Below are 22,179 nucleotides of genomic sequence, written 5' to 3' on the forward strand. Positions count from 1 at the left end.
TTGTGACAGTGTGATTACCGATGATGCCGGGGAGATTACCGAGCGGTTACTTCCGCAGGGTGGGGCGCTGGGGCCGGGGCGGTGCCGAACTCCGCGTACCGGGGGACGCCGTCCCACTGCTGACCGGAACGGCGCAGGAAGTAGTCGAGCCCGGCGTCCCAGGTGTGCCCGGTCGCCCGCCGCTCGTACAGGTACCCGAGCGGATGGGTCCGGTAGATCAGCCCACCGGCGCGCAGCACCCGGTCCATCAGGCCGCGGTCCACCGACCGGGGCACCGGCCGCCAGCCGCCGACCGCCTCCAGGTCGCCCCGGGCCATCAGCATGGTGCCGCCGGCGACCGGAGCGCCGTACGTCTCCGGCGGTACGGCGGCCCGCCGTACCGTCACGCCCAACGTCTGCAGCACCACGAACTCGGCCGCCTTGCCGACCAGCATCGCCCCGGAGAACTCGCGGGCCAGCACCAGGTCCCAGACGTGCTCCGGGCCGTACACGTCGTCGTCGTCGACCTTGGTGACCAGGCTCCCCCGGGCCTGGGCGGTCGCCGCCCCCATCACCTCACCGAAGCTCAACCCGGCCGGCGCGCTGAAGATCTGGATCGGCCGGCCGCAGTCGGCCAGCTGCGACCGTACGTCCGCCGCCAGCTCGATGCCGTGCAGGCAGAGCACGATCTCCAGCTCCGGGTAGGTCTGCCCGGCGAGTTGCCGCACCACCTCCGGCAGATACTCGGGCCGGCGGGTGACCAGCACCGCGCTCACCGACGGCGGGGCGGCCAGCGCCGGGAACGTACCGCCGGTGACGTCGCCGGCGGCGAACGCCGCGCCGTGTCCGCGCAGCGCCGCCGACCGCTGCCGTACGCTGCGGATCTCCCACTCCAGCGGGTCCGCGCCCACCCCGGGCAGCTCGGTACGCAGCACCTCGAGCAGCCCTTCGGCGAGCCGGTCGGCGACCGACGGCGGCAGCTGTGGCACCCGCAGCACCGCCCCGCCCGCCGCCACCTGGGCCAGCAGCGTCGCCTCCGCCGCCGGGTCCGCCGCCGGCAGCTCGGGGCAGGTCAGCTGGGCGAACCGCCGGGTCGCCGCCAGCTGGTCGCCGGTGAGCGGCAGCGCGTCGAGGCGGCCGGACGCGACCGGTGGCGTGTCGGCACCGCCGGACGGACGGATCCGCCACCGCAGGACCGGCTCGCCGGTCAGCAACTCCAGCACCCCGGACGGTTCCTCGGGCCCGTACCGGCGGCCGCGCCCGATCGGGTTCGCCATCGCGGCGTCGACAAGCACCAGCGGCTGCCGGTTGGTCACCCGGGCACCGGTCCCGCCGGCCGTCACCGCGACCCCGACCAGCTCGGGCCCGGCGGTCAGGACCGCCGCGTCCGGCGCGAGCACCACGTCGTACGCCCGGATCTCCGGGTTGACCGCCAGTTGGTCGGCCACCGTGACGTTGCCCGCCGGCGCCTGCCAGGCCGGGACCGGGCCGACCACGGTGACGTCGGCGCTCGCCGGGCGCGGCAACGGCCGCACCGGCGCCAGCACCGCCCAGACAGCGGCCAGTACGTCGTGCAGCGCGACGGGCGCGGCCAGCTCGACGGTGACCCGTGCGGTACCGCCGCCGGCCGGCAGCACCACCCGCTGCCCCCGGACACCGGGCACCGGGCCGAGCCGGCCCGACCAGCCCGGCGTCGGCGGGCGCCAGCGACGCACCCGGACGGTGAGCCGACGCACCGGGGTGCGGGCGGCCGGTGCGGTGAACAGCGTGCGCAGCGCGGCCAGCGACTCGGCGTCGACCAGCAGGTGGCGCAGCGGGCCCGCCATCGCGGGCAACGCCCGCTCGGGGCCCTGTTCGGACAATCGGATCCGCCGCCACCAGCGGCGGGAGCCGACACCGCCGGCCCGCATCCGGTCCGCTGCCGTCGAGGAGGACTGCACCGCCGCCTGCTCCGTCACCCTGCTGCCACCCTGCCCTCGGATCAGATCCCGCAACGGGGCCGACGCGCGCCCGCGCCCGACCCACGTCACGCCAGAGGCTACCGGTCGGCGTTGCGGTACGCTGCACGCGTGTCCCAGCCCGGCGCCGTGTCCTCCGCTGCCTCACCACACAACGACTGGTCGCGGATCCGTCCCGCCGAGCCGGGGCAGTCGACGACCCGGGCCCAGGTGACCGTCTGCGTGGTCGGCGGCGGCGGCGACCCGACGGCCGCCGCCCGGACAACCGCGGCGCTCGCGCATCAGCGCCACCCCGCCGAGCTGCTGCAGGTCGCCACCTGCGCCGACGACAACGGGTTCGTCGACCTGGTCGCGGCGGCCACGAGCGAGATCATCGTCCGGATCCCGGCCGGCGCGGTGCCGGGGCCGGATCTCGTCGGTGCCCTGGCCCGCTGGCCGCAGGCCGACCCGGATGCGGTCAGCCTGGCCGTACCGGCGTGCTTCGGTGGCACGGTCCCGGAGCCGGAGATGGTCGCCGCGCACGCCAGCGCCGGCACTCTCGGGCAACTCTTCGCCAGCAGCGCCGTCGACGCCGGGCTGACCCGTCGCCTCGAGACCACCCATCAGCTGCGCACCGCCGACCACACCGCCTTCCAGACCGCCGCCGGCACCGCCTTCGCCTTCCACCGCAGCCGCTACCGGCCCGGCACCGATCCGTACCAGGGCGCCGACGTCGAGGTCGCCTACCGGCTGGCGCAGGCCGGCGCCGTGTTCGTCCCGGAGCCGACGGCCAGCCTCTGGACGCTCGTCCCGGCCGATCCGGCCGGGCGTGACCGGCAGGCCCGCGCCGAGCTGACCGATCTGCTGCCCTACCCGCGTCAGCACCGTGACCGGCCCGGTCGGACCTGGCAGGTGCCGCTGATCTGCGCCGTGGTGCCGGTCGACCAGCCGTACGAGGTGGTCCGCGCGTGCGTCGACCGGCTGCTGGCCAGCGACGAGCGGGACCTGCAGGTCGCCCTGGTCGCCGACTGGGCCGCCGCCGGGCAGCCGGACGACCTGCGGCTGCTGGCCGCCGAGTACCGCCACGAGCCGCGGGTCCGGCTGGTCGACACCGCCCCGACCAGCGCCTACCCGTCGCCGTACCTGCTGCGGGTGCCGGCCCGGCTGGGCGTCGGTCGGCGGACCGTGGGTGCGGTGACCGCCGCCATGGAGAAGTGGCGCTGCGGACTGCTGCGGGTGCTGCCCGCCGGTGCCGGCTCCGCGACGTACGCCGTCGAGCTGTGGTCGACCGCCGCCCGATCCCGGGCCACCCACGCCGGGACGCCGGAGGACGGCCTGGTCGAGGCGGTCGCGGCGAGCCACGGCCAACGCTGGGAGACCGGCAGCGAGTACGACGTCGTCGACCTGGCCGCCACCGGGCCCGGTGCCGCCGACGCCGCCCCGACGGCCGCCCCCCGACGGGCGGCGCAGACCGTACCCGTCGGTGGTGCCCGCAGCCTCGGCCGGGCCACCGTCTTCGTCGCCAGACAGTACGCCCGTGGAGTTCGTCGACGGCTGGTGTCCCGCTGAGCGGGTCGCACCCGCGCACCTTTCGAACACCGCCCGGCCAGGCCGCACCGCTGGGCCGACCGGGCCTCGATGGTCGGGTTTCCGCCGGCCCGTTACCGTGGAGTGGACGCCCTGCGTGGGCGGTGACGTGCGACGGTCCCGAAGGTGGTGGATCGATGGCCGGGTTCGGCAGGTCGAGCCGGGTGACACCGGCGGGCCGGCCATGAGCACGACGGTCGACGCGCTGGACCCGGTCGACCGGCTCCGCCCAGGTTTCGACCACATCGGGTTGCTGTACGGCGACGAACAGGCCTACCTCACCACGGTCACCCGGTTCGCCCGCGACGCCGTCCGGGCGGCGGCACCACTGCTGATCGCCGTACCGTCGGAGAACCTGGCGGCGCTGCGCGGCGCTCTGCGTGAGGATCCGGCGGTCGACACCGCCGAGGTCGGCTTCGTCGACATGCGGGTGGTCGGCCGTAATCCCGGCCGGATCATTCCCAAGGTGCTGCTCGCCTTCACGCAGCGGTACCCGGACCGGCAGGTCTGGATCGTCGACGAGCCGGTCTGGTCGGGTCGCCACCCGGACGAGTACCCGGCCTGCACGGAACACGAGATCCTGGTCAACGTGGCGTTCGCCGGTCGTCCGGCGGTGCTGCTGTGCCCGTACGACGCCCGGTCGCTGCCCGCCGAGGTGGTGGCCGACGTGCAGCGTACCCACCCGATCGTGACCGACGGTGCCGGCCGCCGGCCGAGCGCCCGGTACCTGCCGCCGGCCTACGCGCTGCACCGGGTCCGCCGGCCGTTGCCGGCACCGCCGGCGCGGGCGGCGACCATCGGGTTCGCCGACATCCCGGCCCTGGCCGGGGTCCGCCGGTTCGTCGCCGGGCAGGCCCGCGCGGCCGGGCTCGACCACGACCGGGTCGACGATCTCGCCCTGGCCGTCAACGAACTCGCCACCAACACCGTGCGGCACACCGACGGCGGCGGCCGGGTGTGGCTGTGGGTCACTTCGGACGCGGTGGTCTGCCAGGTCGAGGACACCGGCCATCTGCCCGACCCGCTGGTCGGGCGGATTCCCCGGCCGCCGGATCAGCCAGGCGGCCGGGGGCTGCTGCTGGTGCACGACCTGTGCGATCTGGTCCGGGTGTACAGCCGGCCCGGACGGACCACGGTCCGGGTGCAGGTGGACCGATCCCGACACCGTGAATCATGAAAACTTCTCGTTTCCTGGCCGCCGTACCGCAGCCTTTGCGACGAGGAAACCCGCTGGTCGAAGGTCCTTTCGGACGTTCCATCGCGCCAACGGTATGAGCGATCCGGAATACACCTTTCAGTATCGACTCAGATTACTCTCAGCTAGATCGGCGTTCACTGATCCGCTGTGACCGTCAGCGGACGGACCCGCCGGTGGAATGGGAGGACGGGAGATGCATCTCCCCCACAGAGTCGTCATCGTCGGTGCCACCGCGCTGGCCATGGTGGCCGCTGCTGCCGTACCCGTCAGCGCGGCACCACCGGAAGGAACCATCCGGCACGCCGGCGGCGCCACCGCCGTACCGGACAGCTACATCGTGGTGTTCAAGGACAGCGCCGTGGCCCCCGGGCAGGTCAGCGCCACCGCGCAGGCCCTGGCACGGCAGCACGGACGCACCGTGGCCCGCACCTACAGCGCGGCGCTGCGCGGCTTCGAGATCAGCGCGACCGCCCGTCAGGCCGCCCGGATCGCGGCCCACCCGTCGGTCGACTACGTCGAGCAGAACCACACCGTGACGCTCACCGACACCCAGCTGAACCCGCCATCGTGGGGCCTGGACCGCATCGACCAGCGAGCCCTGCCGTTGGACGACTCCTACACGTACCCGAACACCGCGTCGAACGTGCACGCGTACATCATCGACACCGGCATCCGGTTCAGCCACAGCGACTTCGGCGGCCGCGCGATCAGCGGGTACGACGCCGTCGACGGCGGCTCCGCCGACGACTGCAACGGCCACGGTACGCACGTCGCCGGCACCGTCGGCGGCACCGCGTACGGCGTCGCCAAGGGCGTCACCCTGGTCGGCGTACGGGTGCTCAACTGCGCCGGCAGCGGCACCAACGCCGGCGTCATCGGCGGCGTCGACTGGGTCACCGCCAACGCCGTCACGCCGGCCGTGGCGAACATGAGCCTCGGTGGCGGCGCGAACACCTCGCTCGACACCGCGGTACGCAACTCGATCGACGCCGGCATCACCTACAGCCTGGCCGCCGGCAACAGCTCCGCGAACGCCTGCAACACCTCGCCGGCCCGGGTCACCGAGGCCATCACCGTCGGCTCCACCACCAGCACCGACGCCCGGTCCAGCTTCTCCAACTTCGGCACCTGCCTGGACATCTTCGCGCCCGGCTCGTCGATCACCTCGGCCTGGCACACCAGCGACACCGCCACCAACACCATCAGCGGTACGTCGATGGCCGCCCCGCACGTCGCCGGCGCGGCCGCCCTGGTCGCCTCCGCCAACCCCGGTTGGAGCCCGCAGCAGGTCCGCGACTACCTCTACGACAACGCCACCGTCGACGCGGTCGGCAACCCGGGCAGCGGATCGCCGAACCGGCTGCTGTACGTCGTCAACGACGGCACCCCGCCGGCGGACGACTTCACCGTGTCGGTCACGCCGACCAGCGGCTCGACCGCCCCGGGCGGCACGGTGTCGGCGACGGTCACGACCAGCACCACCGCCGGTACGCCGCAGTCGGTCAGCTTCTCGGCCAGCGGTCTGCCGAGCGGCGCGACGGCCAGCTTCAGCCCGGCCACCGTCACCTCCGGCGGCAGCGCCAGCCTCACCGTCGCCACGTCGGCCGGCACCGCCCCCGGCACCTACCCGGTGACCGTCACCGGCACCGGCGCCTCGGCGACCCGGACCGCGTCGTTCACCCTGACGGTGACCGGCTCCGGCGGCGGCTGCTCCGGCACCAACGGCACCGACGTGGCGCTGCCCGACCCCGGTACGGCGGCCAGCAGCATCGTCATCGCCGGCTGCGGGCGCAGCGCCTCGTCGTCGTCGAGCGTGGACGTCGACATCAAGCACACCTACCGGGGCGACCTGATCATCGACCTGGTCGCACCGGACGGCTCCGCCTACCGGCTGAAGAGCTGGGCGCTGTTCGACGGCGCCGACAACGTGATCACCACGTACTCGGTGAACCTCTCCTCCGAGGCGGCCGACGGCACCTGGCAGTTGCGGGTCCGTGACGTCTTCAGCGGGGACACCGGCTACATCGACACCTGGACGCTGACGCTGTAACACACCGTACGTACGGGGGGTGTGGTCGGCCGACCGCACCCCCCGTACGGCGGTGACATCCTGGGCGTCACGGCAGCGTCACGCTGCCGAACGACCCCACTGTCGGGCATCTGACCAGCAGGTTCGTACTCCGGTCCGGCGCCGTGCGCGTCTAGCGGATACCTCGGCTCACCAGCCGTGGCCCGCTGTGCACCGCGTACCGCCCGACCGGCAGGAGCCCAAGATGACCGCGATCCATCCCGCCGCCGTGACGATCCGTACCGCCGGGATGGACGACATCCCGCAGGCAGCGACCCTGCTCACCGAGGCGTTCCTGATCGCCCCGGTGTCGCAGTGGCTGATCGGTGACCTCGACGCACGGGCCGACGTCTTCCGGACCCTGTTCACCCTCGAACTGGACCACGCGATCCGGTCCGGCGGCGCGGTGCACGTCGCCGGCCAGTTCAGCGGCGTCGCGGTCTGGCACCCCCGGGGCCGTCGGATCGCCACCGACCCGGAGACGGTCAGCGAACACGAACTGCGTCTGCTGAGCGCCGCCGGGCGCTGGCAACCACGGTTCGCCGCCCTCGCCCGGATGCTGTCGGCGCACCACCCGTGGCAGCCGCACTGGCACCTGGCGTACCTGGCGGTGGCGCCCTGGCGTCAGGGCGGCGGCCTGGGCAGCGCGTTGCTGCGCCACCACCACCGCCACCTCGACGGCCACGGCACGCCGGGCTATCTGGAGGCGACCACGCCGCGCAACCGGGACCTGTATCTGCGGCACGGCTACCGGGCACACGGGCCGATGCGGCTGCCCGATGGCCCACCGATCTGGCCGATGTGGCGGGAGCCGCGCCAGTAGTCCGGTGGCCCCGAGCCGTGATCGGATCGGACCGTAGATGTCGGGCGCGACCCGGGTGTGGTCGACCAGGCTGGTCGGTGAAGGGAGGCCATCGTGATCTCGGCACTCAACCACCTCGTCGACCTGGTCGAGGCACACCTCGCCGGCCCGGTCGAGACGCACCTCGCCGGGGAACCCCGGGTCGGGGAGCGTCCAGGCGGAGAGTTCGACGTCGAGTCGGTGGCGGGTAGGCACGGCACGACCGAGTACCACCTGCGCCGGATGTTCTCGTCGTTGGCCGGCATGCCGCTGTCGGAGTACGTACGGCGGCGACGGATGACCCTGGCGGCCGCCGACGTGGTCCGGGGCGAGGACGACCTGCTGACCATCGCCGTCCGCTACGGGTACGGCTCGACCGAGGCGTTCGGGCGGGCGTTCCGGGCGGTCCACGGTGCCGGTCCAGGTGAGGTACGCCGCGACGGTGGCCCCCTTCGCAGCCAACCACAACTCAGGTTCCGCCTGACCGTCGAAGGAAACACCCGCATGGACACCCGCATCGTCGACCGCCCCGCGTTCCGGCTGGTCGGACACGCCACCCGGGTCCCACTGATCCACCACGGCGTCAATCCGCACATCCAGCAGCACATCGCCGCTCTGCCGGCAGCGGAGCATCAGCGGTTGAAGGCCCTCAGCGACACCGAGCCGGCCGGCATCCTGCAGGTCAGCGACGACCTGGCGCCGGACGACCCGGAAGGCAGCGAGCTGACCTACCTGCACGGGGTCGCCGTCGCGGCGACCGGCACCGCCCCCGACGACCTCGATGTGATCGAGGTGCCGGCCGGTAGGTGGGCGGTCTTCCGTACCGCCGGACCGTACCCGCAGGCGCTGCAGGCCACCTGGGCGGCGACCGCCGCCGAATGGTTCCCGTCGAACCCGTGGCGGCTGCGGCCCGGCCCGTCGATCGTCGCCGTCGTCGAGCGGGCGGCCGATTTCAGCACCGCGACCTGCGAGCTGTGGCTACCCGTCGAGCCCGGCTGACGTCGCTGCCGGCGGCGGGGCAGACTCGCTGCCGGGACGACGCTCGGTCGGCCGCCCGACCGGCTGGCCGGCGAGACGCTCGGCCGGCTCGCCGACGGGGTCGGCTCGGCGCCCGCGCGTCAGCAGCCGGAACACCAGCATCGGCAGCAGATGCAGGACGACGGCGACCGCGCCGGCCAGCGCCGCGATCTGGCCGGGGGCGAGCCCCGCCAGTGCCAGCACCACCGCCGCGAGCGCCCCGGTCCGCGCCGCGTTGCCGGCCAGGCGCAGCAGCAGTCGCGATCGGCTCAGGGCTTCGGGGTCCGCCGACTCGGTAGCGGCCCGCCGGTGCGACATCAGCGCGGACACGACGGCCCACAGCGCGATCAAGGTGGCGATCTGCAGCGCCCAACCGGCGGTCGCGCCGACGCTGGCCGCCTCGGTCAGCGGCGGCGCGACCACGGTCGCGACAGCGAGGACGCCGAAGGCCGGCGGCCAGGTGAAGACGTACGCGAGCAGCACCCCTCGGATGATCATGATCCGCAACGGCTCGCGGGTCGGCAGCGGCTCGACCTGCTGGGCGATGCCGGTCAGCACCTCGGCGGGTGCCCACACCAGCTGACGGTCCGGGCGGCGGTCCGACGCAGGGCTCGACATGCGGCCAGGGTAGCGCGCCGACACCATCGACGATGGACCCCGGACGGCGCAGATCAGGTCGTCGGGTCCAAGTGGCGGCGCAGCTCGGTGGCGAGCAGGTCGCTGACCTGTGCCGGGGCGAGCGGTCCGAGGTGGTCGCGCAGCGCCGTACGGACCGTGTCGGCGGCCGCCCAGCCGCTCCCGGTCGCCTCGGTGATCACCTCGGCGGCCTTGTCGGGGTCGGCGAGGTCGAACCGGCGCAGCGCGGCGTCGGGCATCAACCCGCCGACGGTGGTGCCGGTCGAGACGAACGCCGGCAACTCGAACCCGGCCGTCAGGGCCAACGCACCGGAGTTCAGCGACGACCGGTACGGGTAGACGGCGGCGTCCGCAGCGCGCAGGAAGTACTGCACGTCGGAGTCGGGGGCGAAGCCGGGGTGGAAGACGACCGCCGGGTGTTCGGCGGCGCGGCGCATGAACTCGGGCCCGCCGGTCTCCTCCCGGACCTTGCCGGCGACCAGCCAGCGCAGTCGCGGGTCGTGGCGGGTCGCGGCGTCGAGTACGTCGAGAAAGTCGGTGTGTCCCTTGTACGGTCGGACCTGGCCGAAGGTGACCAGTAGCCGGGCACCGAGCGGGATCCCCAGATGGCTGCGGGCCGCAGCCCGGTCCACCCAGTCCGGGTACGCCCCGACGAAGGTCGGATGCCGGGCGACGACCACCTGCCGGGGCGAGGTGCCGAACGCCTCCTGCAGGATCTCCAGGTGGCTGTCGTGCATCAGGTGGACGACGTCGGCGGCGACCAGCATCACCTGCCGCAGCCGGGTCTCGGTCTGCCGGTGCACGGTCTCGTGCGGCAGCAGATTGTGCACCGTCCAGACCAGCCGTACGCCGTCGGCCCGCAGACTGTCCAGTGTGGCCGCAAAGGCGTCGACGGCGGCCTCGGCCCGCGCGGTGGTGGCGCAACCGGCGGTGACGTCGTACAGCCAGTGGACGTGCAGCACCCGGGTGACGCCGTCCGGCAGCGCGGGCAACAGGCGGTCGAGCTGGTCGAGGCGCCGGATCCGGATCGGCACCAGGTTGTGCCGAGGGAACCGGCTGTAGATCAACGACTGGTACGGGTTGGCCGAGTCCACCGGCCAGTGCAGCCAGGCGATCGGCGGGCGGGCGCGGTCCGCCCAGTCGGCGGCGGCGAGGGCGGACAACGCATCGTCGACGAGGTGGCCGGCGGAGGTGCCCCGACGCCAGGGAACGATCACGGTTGACCACCGTACCGGGCGCCGATGCCGGCGGCGACCGCCCGGGCGACCGGGGCGCTGGCGGCGTCCGCGGAATGCACGGTGGTGACCTGACGGTCGGCCGCGAGCCGGGTCAGCACGCCGGTGGTGAGCTGGTCGACGAGCGCGGGCGGCAGCTCGGCCCAGGCGGCCCGCCAGTACGCCAGCGGCTCGTCCTCGTCACCGACGGTGACCTGCAGCGGAGCAGTAGCGGTCGGCCGCCGTACGGTCAGCCGGGTGGCCGCCTGGTCGGCGATGAGCGATTTACCCCGTTCGGTCGGATCCTGGTCGGTCGGATCCTGCGGGCAGTGACCTACCGCCGGTGCCGGTGCCCCGGTGCCGATCAGTCGCGCCGCGCGCTGTTCACCCTCATTGGCAACCCCCCGCTGCACCATGCGCAGCAACACCGCGTTCACCATCGCCCGATCACCCTTGTCGTTGGCAATCTTGGCGAGTACCCGAATCTCGTTCGGGGTAATGTTCGGGCTGTACAGTAGCGCCGCTGGTTGCATGATCCGCGCCCGGGAGCGACGAAGCACATTCCTGACCGGACGCAGCAGGCGACGTACCCTAGGCAAATAGGTCACTGATCCAGATTACCCAGTCGTGACACGAGGTGAGCGCGTGCCATCCCCGACGGTCAGCGTCGTCGTCCCGGTCTACAACACCGAAAAGTGGCTCGAAGAGGCACTCGACTCGATCGAACGACAGCCCGCCCGGGACCGCATCGAGGTAGTCGTCATCGACGATGGCTCCACCGACGGCTCGGCCGACATCGCGCGCCGGTACGCCGACCGGGCCACCGGGGTGCGCTACGTCCGCCAGGACAACGCGGGCCTGGGCGCGGCACGCAATCATGGGGTACGCCTCGCCACCGGCCGCTACCTGGCCTTTCTTGACTCCGACGATCTCTACCCCGACGGGGCGCTGAGCTACCTCGTCGACCTCGCCGACCGCGAGCAGGCGGCGGTGGCCGTCGGTGACATGCAGGGACTGCCGCCCCGGCCCAACCCGGCGTGGCGTCGGGAGCTGCTCGTCGGGGAACGGGTCGTGGAGCGGATCGCCCAGGCCCCCGGCCTGGTCGGCAACCCGTCGGCATGCAACAAGATCTTCCGGCGTGACCTGGTCGACTCGACCGGTGTCCGGTTCACCGAGAACACGGCCTTCGAAGACGTGCTGTTCACCGTACCGGTGCTGGCCCGTTCCCCACGGACGGCGCTGACCCCCCGGCTGAGCTATCTGTACCGGCAGCGCGGGGACAACTCCTCGCTGATGGACACCCGCAGTCAACCGCTACGGATCATGCAGCACGTCGCCATCGTCGAGCAGCTCGCCGACGAGTGCCGCGACCTGCCGTCCGACGACCGCGACGCGGTGTACCGGTGGATCGCCTACATGCAGCTGCACTATGCGTGGCGGGCCGCGAACGGCTGTGACGACGAACAGCTCGACGAATTCACGATCCGGATGCACACCCTGTTCAAGGACATCCCGGTGCGGTTGGCGACCGAGTTCGTCAGCAACGCCGGTGCCGGGTTGCGCGCCGCCGCGATCTACGAACAGAATCCGGCGACCATCCGGGAGCCCCGGTCCGCGCTGCCACTGCGGGTGTACGCCGGACAGGCCTACCTGGGGCACACCGATTTCGACGCCTACCGCGACCTGCTGCTCATCCGGGAGATCACGGCGACCGTGCACCGCATGCGCGGCAGTGGGCCGGCCATCGCACTCGAAGGCAGCGTCCGCACCAAGGGGATCGACGGCGAGCCCGGTCAGGTACGCCACGACCTGCTGGTGGAGATCGGCGACGGGCTGGCCCGACAGCCGGTCACGGTGCTCCGGCGGACCGGCAACGACCTGCGCTGGTCCTGCACGATCCCGGTCGACCACCTGCCCGGTGGGCGCTACGACGTGCGGGTCGTGGTGCGCGACAACGACCGGGAGTACGCCGTACCGCCGGGTCCTCAGCAGGGCGGCCGGGGCACCCGCGGCACCCGCCCGACGCGGATCGGTACCCGGGTCGGCTGGCTGACCCCGGGGCCGGACGGCGCGCGGTTGATCATCACCGACACCGCTGGTGCCGTGGCCCGCAGCCCGCAGTGGCTGTCCCAGATGGGCGCTCGGCAGAGCCGGTCGTTGTGGGGCCGGGCGTGGGGCACCGCCCGACGTACCGCCCGCAACCGGCTGCGGCCGACCACGCCGACCGCACCGCCGCCGGCGGCTCCGGCCTCGTCGCCGTCGGCTCCGGCCTCGTCGCCGTCGCCGCCCGCGCGCTGATCAGGATCAGGCCGCCCCGGGTCTCAGTTCGCCACCAGCGCCACCCGGTACAGCCGCTCCGGCTCCAGCCGCAACCGGGGCAGCGCCACCGGGCCCGGTCCCACCTGACCCGCCCCGTCCCGGATCCGCAGCGACATCGACAACTCATGCACCCGGTCGTCGTCCGCCGACCGGTAGCCGAACCACCAGCGCCCCGGCTCCGGCCGGTCGGGGCCGTCCGCCGGTACCCGCACCAGCCAACCTTCGTCGACCGCTTCGACCGGCAGTTCCCGGTCCGCCGGGGCCGCCGGGTCCCGCAGGTCGTCGGCGTGGCGCAGCACCACCGACGACGGCGCCGCGTCGACCGGACACGCACCGCCCAGGGTGACACCGGCCTCCTCGACGGTGGCCCAGGTCGCCAGCGGCCCGGCCGGTAGCACCCGGATCGACAGCTGCCCCTGATCGGCCGACTCGACCAGCAGACCCGGCCCCCCGGGCAGCGGACGCAGCTCGGTGAAGTCGGCGCCGACCGGCAACCCGCGCCCGGCGGAGGCGTCGGCACCGCCGTCGATGTGCCAGCCCACCAGCCAGCCGACCGCCGGGTCGCCGACCGCAGCCGGTCGCGCGGGTGCCGCCGGACCGGTCAGCAGGTCGTCCAGCGGAATCCGGCAGCTGAACCCGGTGCCGCCCGACGAGGGCCCGACGGCGTCGTCGGGCCGGGTCGGATACCGCCGGGCCACGATCATCGGGGTCCGGGCCAGGGTCAACGCCGACGGCACCGGAGCACCGGCGACGGCCGTACCGCTGATCACCAGATCCTCGCCGACCAGCCGGGCCGCCGCCGCCCACACCGACGGGTGTTCCACCCGCAGTCGCAGCGCTCCGTCGTGCAGCACCGGCACCACCCGTACCCCGGGTGCCACCCAGACCGCCGGTAACGCCGGCACCACCTCGCCGACCTTGACCGGCCCGCTCTCCGGCCCGCCTGCCACGTCGATCACGCCCGCCATCACCAGCCACGTCGCCGGCGGCCAACTGGCGGCGGAGCGCAGCGCCAGAACCGGCAACGACGTGGCGAACCCGGACCAGGCCGGCAGGTCGTCCGTCGCCGGGTCCGCCGCGATGGTCCGGCGAGGCAACAGCCGCGACCTGGCCGGTGCCGGCCCCAACCGGCGGCGGCGGCCCTGCTCGCTCAGCCACAGGGCGCGCAGCTGCGGCCCCGGCGGCGCGTCCGACGCCGCCGGAGTCCGCAGGACGTGTCCGGAGATCCGCAGCTGCCCGGCCGACCAGGAGATCGCCCGTAGCGTCGTACGCAGCCGGGGCGTCGGGCGGTACAGCGCCGCCGGGACGTCGCTGACCCTCGGCGGTACGCCACCGGACCGGGTCGCGGTGACCACGCGCAGCAGCTCCGGCAGCCGACCGTCGCGGGCCAGCCGCCACGCCACCCGTAACCGGGGATCGAGCCGGTCCGGCACCGCCGGATCCACCTCGGCGAGGAACTCCGCCGCCAGCTGGCAGAACCGCTGCCGGTACGCCACGTCCGACACCTCCGGCAGCAGGTGCAGGAACATCCGCAGGTCGCTGCGCAGCGCGGTGGCGTCGTAGTGGTTCTTCAACGACCGGTCACCGGTCGCGGCCAGTGACCGGCTGGCGCTGCGTACCGCCGCGAAGCGGTCCACCAGGTTGGCGACCTCGGCCTGTCGCTGGCTGATCGACTCCTCGGCACCCGCTTCGCGCTGCCGCCAGTGGTAGACCACCGTGGGCAGCACGTCGATCGACTCGGCCAGCGCGTACGCCGGGATCGTCACCGGGATGTCCTCGTAGCGCACCCCTTCGGGAAACCACAGGTCGTGGCCGGTCCAGAAGTCCCGCCGGAACACCTTGTTGCAGGCCAGCCGGTCGTAGACGAGGTTTCGGCGACGGCGCAACCGGGTGCCGAGCCAGGTCTGTCGGTGGGTGCCGCGGTGCAGCGGCGACTGCCACAGCCCACGTGAGTTGAACAACGCCACGTTGCCGGAGGCGATCTGCGAACCGGTCGACTCCACCGCGCCGACCAGCACCTCGAAGGCGTACGGCGGCAGCACGTCGTCGCTGTCGACGAACGCCAGGTAGTCGCCGGTGGCCGCGCGGATGCCGGTGTTGCGGGCCGCGCCGAGGCCCTGGTTCGGCTGGCGGATCAGCTGGAACCGGGCATCGGCGGCGACCCGGGCGGCGGCGATGTCGCCGCTGTCGTCGGTCGACCCGTCGTCGACCAGGACGATCTGAACGTCGGAATGGGTCTGCGCGGCCAGCGAATCGAGACATTCGGTCAGGTAGCGGGCCACGTTGTAGATCGGAACGACGACGCTGAGCAGGGCACCCATCGGGCGGTTCAGCCCTGCTCCCCGAGCAATGCCCGGCGGACCACCCGCTCGGCCGCGCGCCCGTCGTCGAGGTGGCAGAACCGGGCGCGGAACTGGGTCCGGGCCTTGACCGCGGCGTCGTCGCCGACCGCACCGGTACGGAAGACGTCGAGCAGGTGTCCGAAGGTGGTGGCGACGGCACCCGGCGGCTCGGCGGTGATGTCGAAGTAGACGCCACGGGCCATCGCGTACGCCTCGGCGTCCGGCGCGTAGATCACGATCGGCCGGTCCAGGACCGCGTAGTCGAACATCGCCGAAGAATAGTCGGTGACGAGTACGTCGGCCGCGAGGTACAGGTCCTCGACGACCGGATAGCTGGACATGTCCCGGATCCGACCGCTGGCCGGGGCGTCCGGGGCCCGGCCGGTGCGCTGCCGGTCGTGGAAGTAGTGGCTGCGGATCAGCAGCCAGGCGTCCGGGCCGAGCACTTCGGCCAGGGCGTCGGCGTCGAAGTCGGGTTGCCAGCCGGGCTGGTGTTCCCGGTGCGTCGGCAGGTAGAGCACGACCCGCTCGCCGGGGCCGATGCCGAGCGCTGTACGGGCCGCCGCCACGTCGGCGTCGGTGGCCAGCGCCAGCCGGTCGTTGCGCGGGTAGCCGGTGTCGAGCGAGACGAAGTCGCCCGGGTAGGCCCGCTCCCACATCTGGGTGGAGAAGTGGTTCGCGCTGACGCTGAAGTCCCACCGGTCGATGCGGCGCAGCAGATGGGGGAAGTTCATCGACGCGGCGCCGACCGGGTGCCGCTGCTGGTCGAGCCCCATCACCTTGACCGGAGTGCCATGGTGGGTCTGGATGTGCACCGATCCGGGCCGCTTACGCACGTAATCGGGGAAGTTCACGTTGTTGATCAGCCACTTGGCGCGGGCCAGCGCCCGGTAGTAGCGCCAGGTGCCGGCGACGACGTACCGGACGCCGGTCGGCATGCTGGCCGCCCGGTCCCGGCGGACCACCCAGACCCCGTTGATGTGTGGTGCCAGCTCGGCCGCCTTGGCGTAGATCGCCGCCGGGTTGCAGCTGTAGCCGCGGTACCAGTAGGCGGCGTACAGCGCCATCGACTGGTCCATCGGCAGGCGCAGTTGGATCCGGTAGTAACCGAGCAGCGCCGTCCGCCGTCCGGTGCGGGCCAGTTCGCGCAGGCCGCGCTTGACCGGGCGGCCGATCCGCTTGACCGTGGAGATCAGCTTCTTGCGGGCGCGTTGGCCGACCCGCAGCGCGGCGAAGGTCCGCCAGCGGTTGGCGGCGAGCAGCCGGCGTTTGAGCCCTTCGACACCGCCGGGCACGGGGTACCCGCCGGGCGGGAGCCGGCGCTGGTAGTCGGCGTGGGCGCGGGCGAAGAACTGCTGATGCAGCTGCGGGGGCAGCCGGCCGCTGTGGCCGAGCACCATCAGGTAGTGCGAGATCATCAGAGCGAACAACTGCGGCCGTACGGCGTCGACCTGCGGCCCACGCTGGTCCAGCCAGTCGAAGGTGTGTCCCCAGTGGTCGAACATCTCGAAGTGCCGGGGGCTGCGGGTCCGGGTGATCGCACCGGTACGCCGCTGCCGGTAGTTGACGCACACGCGGTCGAGTACGGTGACCCGCTCGGCGGCGACCAGCAGCGGGAAGGTGAACGAGACGTCCTCGTACCAGCCGTCGGCGAACCGCAGTCCCAGGTCCACCAGGAACTGTCGCCGGGTGACCTTGTTCCAGGCGGTGTGCAGCACCTTGAGCGTCTCGGGCCGGGTCCGTACGTCGAACACCTCGGCACCGGGTGACGTGGGGAACGCCTGCCGCAGCGCGCTGGCCGATTCGTGGAAGTTCCAGAACACCCGCACGTGGTCGACGATCAGCACGTCCGGGGTGGTGTCACGGAGCCGGTTGGCGACCGCGCGCAGCGATCCGTCGGTCAGCCAGTCGTCGCTGTCGAGGAACCAGACGTACTCACCGGTCGCCACGTCCAGCCCGGCGTTGCGGGCACCGCCGAGGCCGGCGTTGGCCGGCAGGGACAGCACCCGGAGCCGGGGGTCGCGGGCGGCGTACTCGGCGAGGATCTGCCCGGAGCTGTCCGGGGAGCAGTCGTCGACCGCGATCACCTCGATGTCGGTGAACGACTGGTCGAGAATCGAGTCGAGGCATTCTCGCAGGTAACCCTGCACCTTGTAGACCGGCACGACAATGCTGATCAATGTCATCAGAGGTCACCTGTGGTCGGGCCGGCGGGGCGGCCGGCGGAGCTGAAGGGTGGTGCCGGGTCGACCGGCGGATCGGTGGGGCGGCGGGGAGCCGGCACCGACACCCCGGCCGCCGGTCGCCGGCCAGGCTCAGCGGACGCCGGCCGCTGGCCAGGCTCAGCGGACGCCGGCCGGTGGCCAGGTTCAGCGGACGCCGGCCGGTGGTCGAGTACGGCGGTGGCCACGAAGTGCACTGCCAGATAGCCGGCGAGCGCGCCGGTGGCGCCGGTGGCCAGGGTCGTCGGGTCGGCCGCGCCCGACCCGGTGGCGGCGGCCAGGGCCGCCCCGGCGCTGGTCAGCGTGATCAGCAGGACCCGGCCGTCCCAGCCGAGGCTCCACCGGTGCAGCGGCGGCGCACCGAGCCGCTTCTCCAGCCGCGCGGTCAGGTCGTAGTGCCCCAGGGCGAGGACGAACAGCAGTCCGTAGGTGACGACCGGAGGCACGTCGGCGACCGCGCCGGCGGCGACGACGATCAGGAACTCGACGGCCCGCAGCCCGGCCGGCACCAACCAGTCCAGCGACCCCACGGCTGGCCGGGCCGCACTGGCGATCCCCGCCGCCAGCGCCGCACCCGCCCCGGCCAGCAGCGCCACGGCGCTGATCCCGCCGGCGACGCCGAACGCCGGCAGCAGCAGCGCGGCGGTCGCCGCGGCCACCGCCGCGCCGACGAGCGGCAACTGGCCCGACCCGGCGGCGACCACCGCACCGACCCGGTGGGCGAGCAGCCGGGCGAGCGGCCCGTCGTCGCGGTACCGGGCGGTGTCGACCGCCGCGAGGACCGGCACCCGCATGGACCGCGACCGCAGCGACCGCAGGGCCAGCGTGTAGCAGAAGGCGAGCACCCCCCAGCCGAGTACGGCGAGCAGCGCGGCCCGTTGGCCGAGGACGGCGGCGGTGACCGCGATCAGCGCCCACCGCTCGCCGATCGGGAAGACCACCGTGCGCTTCGCCCAGTAGACCAGTGACCCGGGGGCGGCCAGGACCCGGTCGGAGACCTGGCTGAGCCGGCTGCCGACGCCGGCCGGCGCGCTCGCCTCGGTCGACACCGCCGGTACGCGGCGGGCGGCGTCGTCGTGCAGCGCCCCGTACCAGGCGTCGGTCATGTGCCGGACGGTCTGCAACACGATTGCGGCGGTGGCCAGCAGCCAGCCGTCGGCGGCACCGGACAGCTGTACGCCGGCTCCCAGTCCGGCGTACACCAGGTATTCCTTGCCCCGGTCGGCGATGGTGTCGAGCCAGCCGCCGAAGGCGCTGTACCGACCGGTGTAGCGGGCGAGCTGACCGTCGACGCAGTCGAGGACGAAGCCGAGGTAGAGCAGGACCGCGCCGAGCAGCAGCACGAGCGGCCGGTCACCGACCGCGAACAGCAGCGCGGCCGCGCCGGCGAACAGCACCGAGATGGCGGTGACTCCGCTCGGGCTCAGCCCGAGCCGCGCCGCACCCTTGGTGACCAGCGGCGACCAACTGCTGACGCAGTACGTAGCGAACAGATCGTCGTGTTCCTTGACCGCCAGCCGCAGCCGGGCCCGATCCGGGTCGACGGCACGCACCTGCGCCTCGGCGGCGGCCACCCCGGCCTGGTCGGTGACCCGGACCGCGACGAGCTGACGCAGCGGGTACGCGCCGACGGTGGTGCCGGCGGCCACCAGCTCGGCGAGGATCGCGTCGAGCGGTTGCCGGGTAGCGTCGCCGGGACGGTCGGCGACCCGGCGGGCGGCGGTGGCCAACGCCGGCAGGTCGCCGACGCCGACCCGCAGCACCCCGCCGAAGACCGGCCCGCCGGCGGCGCTGGCCGAGGCCGCACTGGCCGGGGCGGCACTGTCGGTGGTCGGTGCCGGGGCGGCACTGTCGGTGGTCGGTGCCGGGGCGGCAACGAGGTTTCCGCGCCGGGCCCCGACCGCGAGGGCGCCGGTGCCCTCGTCGGCGGGCAGCAACAACGCTCTCGTGGTGGTCGTCGGCCCCGAGCCGAGCAGGCGGAACAGCTCGGTGTGGGCGACCACGTCGGCGGCGCACAGCAGCATCGGCCCGGTCGCCTGCTCGGCGAGGTCCGCCAACTCGGCCGGCCCGGCGGTGCGCACCTCGTCGGCCCCGGCTTCGGCGAGCTGGGCCCGGATCCGGTCGGGCAGGGTCAGCCCGCCCGCGATCAGTAGTCCGCCCTGGTCGGCGGCGGGGGCTCGGGTGGCCGGGGTGAGGATCGCCAGTGTCACATCCGCGCTTCCGTCGTACGAGCCGGGAGCGACCGGCGCTCCGAGGGGTGGCGTCGCCCGGCGGCGGCCCGTGACGACACCACCTGTCCGACGGCTGGGGAGACCGTCGGGCGGACGACGCGGGCAAGGTTAGCAGTCGGTGAACAAAGCGGGTAGCGCACACATCCGGCAGGTGACGCGGACGGGAGCCGACCCGATCGACCGGTTGCGATGATCTTGATCAGATCAGGGTAGGACCCGTACGGGAGCCGCCATCGCCGATCCGTCGCAGGACTGAGGGAGCCGGCCGGCGGCACCCCTACCGTTGAAGATGGCTGGCAGTCGCGATCCAGTGACGGAGGGCGGCCGACACCCGACAGGGGCAGCCGAGACTAGTGGACAAGGAGCGTGGCGATGAGCCGCAAACTGGTACGACCCCGCGACGGACGGATGATCGCCGGTGTCTGCGCCGGCCTGGGCCGGCGGTTCGGCATCTCGGCCGGGATGGTCCGGTTGCTGTTCCTGCTCTCCCTACTGCTTCCCGGCACCCAGGTGATCATCTACCTGGCGCTCTGGATCATCATGCCGAACGAGGACCGGTACCTCGCCACCTCGCACTGACCGTGGTCACCGCCGGACGAGGCACGACGGTGCTCACCGCCGGACGAAGACCGCCACCTGCGCCGGAAGGTCATCGCGGACCGCCCAGTACCGCTCGTCGAACTGGTCCCGGTGGAACCGCAGATCCTCCCAGATCAGCTCGTCGCCGTCGCGGGTGAGCACGAAGACATCGATCGGCCCGTACGCCGTGGCGGCGGACTCGGCGGCGAAGGCCGCCGGGTCCCGCTGGGTGGCCAGCGCCGCCAGCTCGGCCTTGCGCTCGTCCCAATGGGTGAGCGTGCCGCCGGCGGTACGGTCGTTGCTGAGGTAGCCGGGCCACGGCAGGTAGGAGAAGAGCCGTTCGTCGACGCTCACCGTCACCCGCTCGGGGTCCGGTCCGGTCACATCCTCCACAGCCAGGCGGATCGGCTCGACCGGGAACCAGGCGGGGCGCCCGCTGGCCGGTGCGAACCGGGGGTAGCCGCCACCGGGCAGCGGTTCGGCGTGGGCGGCGGTCGCGTAGGACGAGCCGGACCCGTTGATCGACGGCATCCAGGCCCCGGTGTAGGCGGTGACACCCCAGGCGAGCAGCACCGCGAGCGGTGCGCCGACCAGCCCGACCGGTGGCACGACCCGCAGCCGACGCAACACCAGCGGTACGACGTGCACCAGGGTCAGCACCCCGGCGATCGCCAGCACGACGCCGTACAGCCGCACGGTGTAGTGGGCGAAGGCGGTGTGCCCGGTCAGCAGGAAGCGGACCATCGACAACAGTCGGTACGCGAACGCGGCCCCGGCGATCAGCAGCAGCGGAGGCGCCCACCAGGTGCGGCGGAGCAGCCACACGAGGCCGATCATGCCGACCAGTTGCAGGGCCCGCAGCAGGACGTTGCTGCCGTCGGCGGACTGGATGTCCAGGAACGGCAGCAGCCCGGAGAGGTAGTACGGCGAGGTGTACAGGTCGGAGACCAGCTGCCCGCCGCCGTCGGTGAGCAACGTCCAGCCGTACGGCAGCACGTACCAGGACGAGGTGACGGTGGCGACGACCGCGACGCCCACCAGCCGGCGGACGTACGCCCAGCGGTCCGGCTCGGCCCGCCAGGCCAGCACGATGATCACCATCAGCCCGAGCGCGGCGTAGACCAGCCAGGCCTGGTAGAGCACAACCAGCAGGCCCCCGAGCAGCCCGGAGGTCAGCCAGTGCAGGCGGTTGCGCGGCGGCCGGGTGAAGGTCTCCAGCACCCAGGGGATGAAGATCACCAACGCCAGGACCTCGTACGCCTTGCGCGGGTCGGACCAGGCGAGCACCGCGACACAGGAGATCGCGAACGCGGTCCAGGCCCCCGCCTGCCGACGCCACAGTAAGAAGCCGGCCAGCAGTGACGCGGAGATGAACAGCACCTCGGCATCGGCCAGCAACCGCCAGGCGGGCTGGTCGAGCAGCACCGAGGCCCGGCCGACCAGCCAGGCGTACAGCGGCGGGTACTCCGACGGCAGCCCGACGATGTTGGTGTCCGCGCTGGCGGTGGTGACCGTGTAGCGGGTCACCGACGCGGTCATCCTCAGCATGTCGCCGCTGAGGCCGCCGAAGCCGAACGGGGTGCCGTACAGCGCGGACCGCAGCACCAGCACCAGCCAGGCACCGGCCAGTCCGGCACTGGCCCCGGCCAGGGCGTCCATCGCCGTAGGCACCCAGCGACGGGCGACCGCCGCAGCGGCCAGCACCGCCGACACCAGCAGCAGGCCGCTGGCCACCGGCAGCGCGCGGCCGGCGACGGTGAACGGATCCTTGCCGACGATGCCGGGCAGTACGAAGGCCACCGGGGTGGCGACCAGCCAGGCCAGCACCGCGACAAGGCCGGGATGGCGCAGGACCGCGCGCAGCTGTCGAGGACCGCGCCGGGCCGCAGCCGTACGGTCGGCGGCGGCCACGACGCCCGGCGTAGGCCTGGCCTCGTCCGGCGCCTCGCCGAGATCGGCCGGGGTTGTCTCGACAGTCATCGTGCTCCGTCAGCTGTCGCCGTTGTCAG

General features: G+C 73.1%; 15 protein-coding genes. 7 read left to right on the forward strand and 8 right to left on the reverse strand.

The annotated features are described in order from the left end of the window. Positions 1 to 35: 35 nt before the first annotated feature. A complete protein-coding gene (locus tag O7623_RS17730; protein ID WP_282224143.1) occupies positions 36 to 1,937 on the reverse strand; it encodes a hypothetical protein in 1,902 nt (633 codons plus the stop codon). A gap of 111 nt (positions 1,938 to 2,048) precedes the next feature. Here O7623_RS17730 and O7623_RS17735 point away from each other — a divergent pair, with 111 nt between their 5' ends. From O7623_RS17735 to O7623_RS17755, 5 genes are all read left to right on the forward strand, one after another. Next, on the forward strand, positions 2,049 to 3,485 hold the full coding sequence (locus tag O7623_RS17735) for a hypothetical protein (protein ID WP_282224144.1): 1,437 nt from the start codon (positions 2,049 to 2,051) through the stop codon (positions 3,483 to 3,485). 202 nt (positions 3,486 to 3,687) lie between these two features. Continuing rightward, a complete protein-coding gene (locus O7623_RS17740) occupies positions 3,688 to 4,680 on the forward strand; it encodes a sensor histidine kinase (protein WP_282224145.1) in 993 nt (330 codons plus the stop codon). 214 nt (positions 4,681 to 4,894) lie between these two features. Continuing rightward, complete coding sequence (locus O7623_RS17745; RefSeq protein WP_282224146.1) at positions 4,895 to 6,751, forward strand: S8 family peptidase; 1,857 nt, start codon at positions 4,895 to 4,897, stop codon at positions 6,749 to 6,751. Between the two features lie 223 nt (positions 6,752 to 6,974). Then, on the forward strand, positions 6,975 to 7,592 hold the full coding sequence (locus tag O7623_RS17750) for a GNAT family N-acetyltransferase (protein ID WP_282224147.1): 618 nt from the start codon (positions 6,975 to 6,977) through the stop codon (positions 7,590 to 7,592). A 93-nt stretch (positions 7,593 to 7,685) separates the two neighbouring features. Then, positions 7,686 to 8,609 (forward strand): GyrI-like domain-containing protein, encoded by a 924-nt coding sequence (locus O7623_RS17755; protein WP_282224148.1) that lies wholly within the window; start codon positions 7,686 to 7,688, stop codon positions 8,607 to 8,609. Here O7623_RS17755 and O7623_RS17760 read toward each other — a convergent pair. From O7623_RS17760 to O7623_RS17770, 3 genes are read right to left on the reverse strand one after another with little or no spacing between them, the layout of a single operon-like run. Next, positions 8,589 to 9,245: a hypothetical protein gene (locus tag O7623_RS17760; protein WP_282224149.1), complete on the reverse strand. Its 657-nt coding sequence runs from the start codon at positions 9,243 to 9,245 to the stop codon at positions 8,589 to 8,591. The two genes, O7623_RS17755 and O7623_RS17760, sit on opposite strands and share 21 nt — an antisense overlap. A gap of 53 nt (positions 9,246 to 9,298) precedes the next feature. Then, positions 9,299 to 10,480, reverse strand: coding sequence for a glycosyltransferase (locus O7623_RS17765; protein WP_282224150.1), 1,182 nt, complete (start codon positions 10,478 to 10,480; stop codon positions 9,299 to 9,301). Next, on the reverse strand, positions 10,477 to 10,917 hold the full coding sequence (locus tag O7623_RS17770; RefSeq protein WP_282224151.1) for a hypothetical protein: 441 nt from the start codon (positions 10,915 to 10,917) through the stop codon (positions 10,477 to 10,479). The genes O7623_RS17765 and O7623_RS17770 overlap by 4 nt, the downstream gene beginning before the upstream one ends. 205 nt (positions 10,918 to 11,122) lie before the next feature. Between O7623_RS17770 and O7623_RS17775 the strand changes: the two genes are divergently transcribed. Further along, positions 11,123 to 12,775, forward strand: coding sequence for a glycosyltransferase family 2 protein (locus O7623_RS17775; RefSeq protein WP_282224152.1), 1,653 nt, complete (start codon positions 11,123 to 11,125; stop codon positions 12,773 to 12,775). 23 nt (positions 12,776 to 12,798) lie between these two features. Here the strand turns inward: O7623_RS17775 and O7623_RS17780 are convergent, their stop codons facing one another. From O7623_RS17780 to O7623_RS17790, 3 genes are read right to left on the reverse strand one after another with little or no spacing between them, the layout of a single operon-like run. Beyond that, positions 12,799 to 15,117, reverse strand: a complete 2,319-nt coding sequence (locus tag O7623_RS17780) for a glycosyltransferase (protein ID WP_282224153.1) — start codon at positions 15,115 to 15,117, stop codon at positions 12,799 to 12,801. 8 nt (positions 15,118 to 15,125) lie between these two features. Further along, entirely contained in the window at positions 15,126 to 17,324 is a 2,199-nt protein-coding gene (locus tag O7623_RS17785; protein WP_282224154.1) for a bifunctional glycosyltransferase family 2 protein/CDP-glycerol:glycerophosphate glycerophosphotransferase, read from the reverse strand. After that, positions 17,324 to 19,570: a DUF5941 domain-containing protein gene (locus O7623_RS17790; protein WP_282224155.1), complete on the reverse strand. Its 2,247-nt coding sequence runs from the start codon at positions 19,568 to 19,570 to the stop codon at positions 17,324 to 17,326. Before O7623_RS17790 ends, O7623_RS17785 begins: the two co-directional genes overlap by 1 nt. A gap of 393 nt (positions 19,571 to 19,963) precedes the next feature. On the opposite strand from O7623_RS17790, the gene O7623_RS17795 reads away from it, so the two are divergent. Next, positions 19,964 to 20,170, forward strand: coding sequence for a PspC domain-containing protein (locus O7623_RS17795; protein WP_282224156.1), 207 nt, complete (start codon positions 19,964 to 19,966; stop codon positions 20,168 to 20,170). A 33-nt stretch (positions 20,171 to 20,203) separates the two neighbouring features. Here O7623_RS17795 and O7623_RS17800 read toward each other — a convergent pair whose 3' ends face one another. Next, positions 20,204 to 22,150 carry an arabinofuranosyltransferase gene (locus tag O7623_RS17800; RefSeq protein WP_282224157.1) on the reverse strand — a complete coding sequence of 649 codons (1,947 nt, stop codon included), beginning with the start codon at positions 22,148 to 22,150 and terminating at the stop codon, positions 20,204 to 20,206. Positions 22,151 to 22,179 lie beyond the last annotated feature (29 nt).

This window comes from Solwaraspora sp. WMMD791 (assembly GCF_029581195.1).
GTDB lineage: Bacteria > Actinomycetota > Actinomycetes > Mycobacteriales > Micromonosporaceae > Micromonospora_E.